This window comes from Moorena sp. SIO2C4 (assembly GCF_010672485.1).
GTDB classification, from domain to species: Bacteria; Cyanobacteriota; Cyanobacteriia; order Cyanobacteriales; family Coleofasciculaceae; genus Moorena; species Moorena producens.
In genome coordinates this window covers 1-1481 of record NZ_JAAHGN010001423.1, presented here as the reverse complement: position 1 = coordinate 1481, position 1481 = coordinate 1, and the positions used below count along the sequence as shown (strand labels likewise).

2 protein-coding genes are annotated in these 1481 nt (G+C 46.5%); both read right to left on the bottom strand.

Features of this window, described 5'->3' with window-relative positions:
• The coding region (locus F6K20_RS38220; RefSeq protein ID WP_287298390.1) for a ferredoxin-thioredoxin reductase catalytic domain-containing protein at positions 1 to 262 on the bottom strand (262 nt) is incomplete at its 3' end.
• Between the two features lie 237 nt (positions 263 to 499).
• Positions 500 to 1481, bottom strand: a 982-nt coding sequence (locus tag F6K20_RS38215; protein ID WP_287298388.1) for a DUF58 domain-containing protein, incomplete at its 5' end; no start/stop codon positions are given.

The following is a 1481-nucleotide window of genomic DNA, read 5'->3' as shown; positions in this document are numbered from 1 at the left end:
CCTTGTGTGCCCATGCGGGAACGCAAGGGCAATTCCAGAAGGTAGCTTTCACCTCTGCTTCTTTGTCTTCATAATGGCGGCAAGGGCATAAGGGAGCACCGAGTTCTTCTTTGTGTTTGGCAAGTCCCTCAATCACCACAGCAGTTACGCTTGGGTCAACACAGAAGTAAGTGTCAGTGCGCTGAGCATAAGTCTGAGCAAAGTTTTGCATCGCCTCCAGTTTACTATCACTGGCTTGATTAGCTATTGGTGATGTAGTCATTTAGTAAAATTGAGTTGTGAAAGAGTTCTTAGAATTGTATCGTACTGTCTTACAGGTAAATCGGATATTTGTTGATCGTTGGGATAGCGATACATATGTTTAGGATAATTGTTCGATCGGTTGAATTGGTGCTAATAAATACCAAAACCCTATCGTTTACCCTAAATCAGAAGACCAGACTGCAAACAACACGACCATTAATACGTTCATAATTCGTTGCGTTCCACAGCTTATTGGCTATGGGATCGGTTGCTGTAACTGGGGTTTTAGGGGCTCAGTCGTATTAATTACAATTCCCACACTATTGCGTTTGAGTTGTGGGACTGGGTTTACCACGGATACATCTTTTGGCCAAAGTAAGCAACGACTTCCAGGGGGTAGGGAGTTAAGACTAACAGGATTTTGAGTCAGCCAGATCAAGGGTAGATAAGGAGGTAAATAGGGTTGCTCTTCAGCTTTCCCATCAACTCCGGCTTGGGTGGCAGCAAGGGCTTCTAACACTACTGAGTTACCGTGCAATAACCCTGTTCTCGGTGTCCATAATTTGACATTTGGCTGAGTCCGACAAGCATAGGAGTAAATAGAAGCAGCAGCAATAACGGCTTGTTCAAAGTCTTCCGGATGCCATTGACTGGAGCTATCGAGGCAGATGATAATTTCTTGAGAACCAGTCAATACTTCTAACTCCCGTACCAGTAATTCACCGTAACGAGCACTGGTGCGCCAGTGAATCAGACGGGTAGGGTCACCAACTCGGTAAGGTCGTAGTGCTTTGGTAAGGTCTTGGCTAAGTGATTGAGATTTGCGATCGCTTTGGACTTGCATACTGTCCTCTTTACCAATTTCATCCACTAGGGGACAGCGAGTAAGGGGAAGTACAGTGGGATAAACTACTGCCCTAGCGCTAACATATCGACGGCGACGGCACCAAAATAATCCCAAGGGTGTGGCAGTTCTCAATTGTACCTGGTGCCACCGATAGACTCCTCGTTTGGCGGTGGGATGGTAATAAACCCAGCGATGGACACTTTGGGCTGGAATGCTAGCTACTGGTGTTTTGGTCATTGCTCCGAGTTCTGGTGGGAGCATATCCTGAATTTGTAATAGGCTTTGAGGTCCGAGGGTGGGGTTTTCGATTTCTAGTTCAATGGTTAACTGGTCTCCCACACTGACCGGTGAGATCGGACGTCGGCGTACTGATAGATGGTTAAGCGATCGA